Source organism: Streptomyces capoamus (assembly GCF_014654935.1).
GTDB lineage: Bacteria > Actinomycetota > Actinomycetes > Streptomycetales > Streptomycetaceae > Streptomyces > Streptomyces capoamus.
In genome coordinates, this window is record NZ_BNBF01000024.1 from 1 (window position 1) to 5181 (window position 5181).

A 5181-nucleotide genomic window follows, 5' to 3' on the forward strand; every position below is an offset into this window, starting at 1 on the left:
CGACGCGGGAGTGGAGCGCAGCGGAACGGGAGCGCCCTTGACGCACCTCGCGGAAGCCCGACACTGGCCGGGAAGCGGGCGGCCCAGCGGTCACTACGAAGCACCGGGTCCGGTCATTCCCTCCCCCTCAGCTCCCCCTTCAGTATCTTTCCGCCGGCGTTGCGCGGGAGGGAGCGTACGAACTCCACCGATCTCGGCACCTTGTAGTTGGCCATCTCGCGGCGGGACCAGGCGATCAGGTCGTCCGCGGTCAGGTGGGAGCCGGGGCGGCGGACGACGTAGGCCTTGGCGACCTCGCCCAGGCGGGGGTCGGGGACGCCGATCACCGCGGTGTCGGTCACGTCGGGGTGGGTGAGCAGGAGCTGCTCTATCTCCGCCGGGTAGGCGTTGAAGCCGCCGGCGATGAACATGTCCTTCAGGCGGTCCGTGATGCGCAGGTTGCCCGCCTCGTCGAGCACGCCCACGTCGCCCGTGTGCAGCCAGCCGTCCGCGGTGATCGCCTCCGCGGTGGCCTCCGGGTCGTCGTGGTAGCCCCGCATGACGTTGAAGCCCCGGACCAGCACCTCGCCGGGGGTGCCGGGAGGGGCGGCCACTTTCACCTCCGTGCCGGGGATCGCGCGGCCCGACGTGGCGGCGATCAGGGCCGGGTCGTCGCCGCGGCGGCACATCGTGACGATCCCGGTGGCCTCCGAGAGGCCGTACGCGGTGAGGACCGTGCCGACGCCGAGTTCCTCGCGCAGGCGTTCCACCAGCCGCAGCGGGACCACCGCGGCGCCCGTCACCACCAGGCGCAGGGTCGACAGGTCGTGGGCGTGGCGGGCGGGGTGGTCGAGGAGTTGCTGGTGCAGGGTGGGCGGGCCGGGGAGGACCGAGATCCGTTCCGCCGCGATGTTGGCCAGGGCCGTGTCCACGTTGAACACCGGCTGCGGGATCATCGTCGCCCCGCGCGTCAGGCAGGCGAGCACGCCGGCCTTGTAGCCGAAGGTGTGGAAGAAGGGGTTGATGATCAGGTAGCGGTCGGATCCGTGCAGGCCGGCCAGGTCCGCCCAGGTGTCGTAGGCGCGCAGGGTCTGGCCATGGGTGGTCGTCACGCCCTTCGGGCGGCCCGTCGTACCCGAAGTGAAGACGATGTCGGAGGGGGCCGAGCCGGTCAGCCCGTCGGCGCGGGCCCGTACCTTCCGTCCCGGTACGCCGTCGCCGGCCGCCAGGAAGTCCTGCCAGGTCTCGAAGTCGGGCGGTGCGTCGTCCGAGAGGACCACCACCCGCTCCAGGGCCGGCAGGGCGGGGAGCGGGCGCCCTCCGGCCGGTTTCCCGGCGCCGGCCGCTCGCCGTAGGGAGGCCACGTACGACGTCCCCAGGAAGGTGCCCGTCACGAACAGCAGGCGCGTCCCGCTGCGGCGCAGTACGTCCGCCGCCTCGGTGCCCTTGAAGCGGGTGTTCAGCGGTACGAGGACCGCGCCGGCCGACACCGCGCCGAGGGCCGCGACGATCCAGTCCAGGGAGTTCGGCGCCCAGACGGCCACCCGGTCGCCCGTGTCGACCCCGCGGGCCAGGCAGGCCGCGGCCGCCCGCTCGATCCGGGCGCCCAGTTCGGCGTAGGTGATCCGGGTGCGGCCGTCGACCACGGCTTCGGTGTCCGGGTGGCGCCCGGCCGCCCACCGCACCAGTTCCGGGATGGTTCCCCATGACGCCGTCACGGTCCGGCCTCCCCCCGCGCACGACTTGCTGACTGTCCGTCAGATTAGTGTTAATCTGACGTGCTGTCAGGAGAGGGGGCGCACATGGCAGGGGCAGGACTCAAGGACGCCACCGCCGTCGTCGGGATCGGGCAGACCGCGTTCGCCCGGCGACTGGCCGAGGACGAGAGGACGCTCGCCTGCCGGGCCGTGCTCGCCGCGCTGGACGACGCGGGCATCGCGCCCGGCGAGGTGGACGCGCTCGCCTCCTACACCATGGAGGAGACCGACGAGGTGGAGCTGGCCAAGGCCGTCGGGTTCGGCGACCTGACCTTCTTCAGCAAGGTGGGGTACGGGGGCGGCGGCTCCTGCGCGACCGTCGCGCACCTCGCCGCCGCCATCGCCTCCGGGCAGGCCACGGTGGGGGTCGCGTGGCGGTCGAGGAAGCGGGGCAGCGGGAAACGGCCGTGGACCGACACGGCCGCGCAGCTGCCGACCCCGGGCCAGTGGACCCGGCCCTTCGGCCTGCTGCGGCCCGCCGACGAGATCGCCATGCTGGCCCGGCGGTACATGCACGAGTACGGCGTGACGCGGGACCACCTGTTCAACGTCGCGCTGGCCTGCCGGAACCGGGCCAACCAGAATCCGGCCGCCGTGATGTACGAACGGCCGCTGACCCGCGAGATGTACATGACCTCCCGCTGGATCAGTGAGCCGCTGTGCCTGTACGACAACTGTCTGGAGACGGACGGCGCCCTCGCCTGCGTGGTGGTGGGCAGGGAGCGCGCCCGGGACTGCCGGCAGCGTCCCGTGTACGTCCACGCCGCCGCGCAGGGCCTGCCCGCCCAGCACCACGGCATGGTCAACTACTGGAACGACGACCCGCTCACCGGTCCCGCCTGGACCGCCGCCCGGCACCTGTGGAAGCACGCCGACCTCACGCCGGAGGACGTCGACGTGGCGCAGATCTACGACGCCTTCACCGCCCTCGTACCGCTCTCGCTGGAGGGGTACGGCTTCTGCGCGCGCGGCGAGGGGGGCGCGTTCACCGAACAGGGGGCCCTGGAGATCGGCGGGCGGCTGCCCCTCAACACCGGCGGGGGCGGACTCAGCGAGGCCTACGTGCACGGTTTCAACCTCGTCAACGAGGGCGTCAGGCAGCTGCGCGGGACCAGCACCGCACAGGTCCCGGGCGCCGCGGCCTGCCTGGTCACGGCCGGTGAAGGCGTCCCCACCTCCGCTCTCCTCCTCAGGAGCTGACCGCCATGCTGAGTCCCGTCCCCGACACCGACGGCGCGCCCTTCTGGGCGTACGCGGCCCGCGGCGAGCTGCGCGTCCAGGCGTGCGGCGACTGCGGTGAACTCCGTTTCCCGCCCCGCCCCTGCTGTCCGCACTGCCAGTCCTTCGCGGCGCGGTGGCGGGCGGTGTCGGGGCGCGGGCGGGTGTGGTCGTACGTCGTGCCGCACCCGCCGCTGCTGCCCGACTACGCGGCCCAGGCGCCGTACAACGTGGTCGTCGTGGAGCTGGAGGAGGCCCCGCGGATACGGCTCGTGGGGAACGTGGTCACCCACGCCGGGGCGCCGCTGGGCTCCTTCGATCCGGCGCAGCTGCGGATCGGCGCCCGGGTGCGGGTGGTCTTCTCCGGCGGGCTGCCGCAGTGGGTGCCGGCGTGAACACCGTCCGCCTCGACGTCGGCGAGGACACCGGCGTCGCCGTCGTCACCCTGGACCGGCCCGGCCGGCTCAACGCCGTCGACCTCGCCATGGCGCGGGAACTGTCGGACGTCTGGCGGGGGTTGCGGTTCGACGACTCCGTGCGGGCCGTCGTGCTCACCGGGAGCGGGGAGCGGGCGTTCTGCACGGGCATCGACCGGGACGCCGTCGTACCGCAGCCCTCTTCGCCGTACATGCAGGACGATCCGCTGCTGGGCGTCGGGCCGAAGGCGAACGGGCTGTGGAAGCCGGTGATCGCCGCGGTGGAGGGGATGGCCTGCGGGGGCGCCTTCTATCTGCTCGGGGAGTGCGAGTTCGTCGTCGCGGGGGCCGGCGCCACCTTCTTCGACCCGCACACCACCTACGGCATGGTCAGCGCCTACGAGTCGATGCTCATGGCGCAGCGCATGCCGTACGGCGAGGTCGCGCGGATGGTGCTCATGGGCGGCGCCGAGCGGCTGTCGGCCCGGCGGGCGCACGAGGTCGGACTCGTCTCGGAACTCACCGAGGACGGCCGGGCGTCGGCGGCGGCCGTCGACCGCGCCGCCGTCATCGCCGGGTACCCGGCGGAGGCCGTGCAGGGGAGCGTGCGGGCGTTGTGGGCGGCCCGGGAGGCCGGGCTCGCGCAGGCGTTCGCGCAGGCGCCGCACCTGATCGCGCTGGGGAACCTGCCGGGGGCGCGGCAGGCGGAGCTGTTCGCCGCCCGCCGCCCGGGGTTCCGGACGCGGTGAGGTCCGCCGGGGTCACCAGTGGCCGGGGTCACCAGTGGTAGGAGGCCACCTCGTCGAGGTCGCAGTGGTCGACCCGCGGGGCGCTCTCCTCGGCGTTGTCCACCGGTATCCGGACGGTCCTCGTGCCGTGCGCGGGCACGGTGACCTTCTTGATGGTGCCGTTGACCGTCATGCCGTCCGCGTCCTCGAAGACGAGGTGGACGTCGAATCCGCTCTCGCCGGCGTTCGGGTTGGTGACCTCGACGGTGGCGTAGGGCTTCTTCGCCGTCGCGCAGCTCACCAGCCGTGCCCTGCCGTCCTCGTGGCCCGAGGGGGAGGAAGAGGAGGAAGGGGAGGAGGGGGAGGATCCGGTCGAGGTGCCGCCGTCGCCGTCGCCGTCGCCGTAGTGATCGTCGTCGTCGTAGTCGTGGTGCGTGCCGGAGCCGTAGCCGCCGCCCGACGACGTGGACGTGGAGGTGTCGTGGTCCTGGCTGGAACTGCTGCACCCCCCGCCGCCGTGGCCGCCGCTGTGGCCGTGGCCGTGGCCGCGGCTCCTGAACCCGGTCAGGGCCAGGACGACCAGGAGGGATACCGCCGTGAGCCTGAGCATGTGTCCCCGTCGATGCATGCCGAGCACTCTAGGCGAGCCCTGTCACGGGCATGTCACCGTATGGCGCTCGTGGCGTGCCCGGCGTAGCGTCTGCCCTGGAAGCGGTGGAAAACCGCTCCCCCGCGACGACGGCCGCCGTCCCACCCTTCCGTGCAACCGGTACGACGGCCGTCTCCCGCTCACGCGGTCCGCGCGGTCCCCGTGCCCTTCTCCGCGTCCAGCGCGTACACGCACCGGTCCTTGCTGCACGCGTACACCACGCCGTCCTTGACCACCGGGGACCCGGTGATCTCGCCGCCGGTGGCGAGCTTCCAGCGCAGCCGGCCGTCGTCGGCCTTCAGGGTGTAGAGCAGGTGGTCGGTGGAGCCGAAGTGGATGCGGCCCTCGGCCACCGCGGGCGCGCCCACCACGTCGCCGCCCGCCTGGAAGCGCCACTTGGGCGTGCCGGTGACCGCGTCCAGGGTGTACAGGCC

The 5181-nt window shown here is 73.1% G+C and carries 6 protein-coding genes; 3 read left to right on the plus strand and 3 right to left on the minus strand.

From position 1 onward, the window contains the following. Nucleotides 1–113: 113 nt before the first annotated feature. On the minus strand, nt 114–1697 hold the full coding sequence (locus IE312_RS30215; RefSeq protein ID WP_189985457.1) for a FadD3 family acyl-CoA ligase: 1584 nt from the start codon (nt 1695–1697) through the stop codon (nt 114–116). An 84-nt stretch (nt 1698–1781) separates the two neighbouring features. Between IE312_RS30215 and IE312_RS30220 the strand changes: the two genes are divergently transcribed. From IE312_RS30220 to IE312_RS30230, 3 genes are read left to right on the plus strand one after another with little or no spacing between them, the layout of a single operon-like run. Beyond that, nucleotides 1782–2936 carry a lipid-transfer protein gene (locus tag IE312_RS30220; RefSeq protein ID WP_189985458.1) on the plus strand — a complete coding sequence of 385 codons (1155 nt, stop codon included), beginning with the start codon at nt 1782–1784 and terminating at the stop codon, nt 2934–2936. A 5-nt stretch (nt 2937–2941) separates the two neighbouring features. Then, nucleotides 2942–3349: a Zn-ribbon domain-containing OB-fold protein gene (locus tag IE312_RS30225; protein WP_189985459.1), complete on the plus strand. Its 408-nt coding sequence runs from the start codon at nt 2942–2944 to the stop codon at nt 3347–3349. After that, complete coding sequence (locus tag IE312_RS30230; protein WP_189985460.1) at nt 3334–4119, plus strand: enoyl-CoA hydratase/isomerase family protein; 786 nt, start codon at nt 3334–3336, stop codon at nt 4117–4119. Before IE312_RS30225 ends, IE312_RS30230 begins: the two co-directional genes overlap by 16 nt. Nucleotides 4120–4147: 28 nt before the next feature. On the opposite strand, the gene IE312_RS30235 is transcribed toward IE312_RS30230, so the two are convergent. Together IE312_RS30235 and IE312_RS42500 are read right to left on the minus strand one after the other, a co-directional pair. Beyond that, nucleotides 4148–4726 carry a hypothetical protein gene (locus IE312_RS30235; RefSeq protein ID WP_229900607.1) on the minus strand — a complete coding sequence of 193 codons (579 nt, stop codon included), beginning with the start codon at nt 4724–4726 and terminating at the stop codon, nt 4148–4150. A gap of 161 nt (nt 4727–4887) precedes the next feature. Continuing rightward, nucleotides 4888–5181, minus strand: a 294-nt coding sequence (locus tag IE312_RS42500) for an outer membrane protein assembly factor BamB family protein (RefSeq protein WP_229900608.1), incomplete at its 5' end; no start/stop codon positions are given.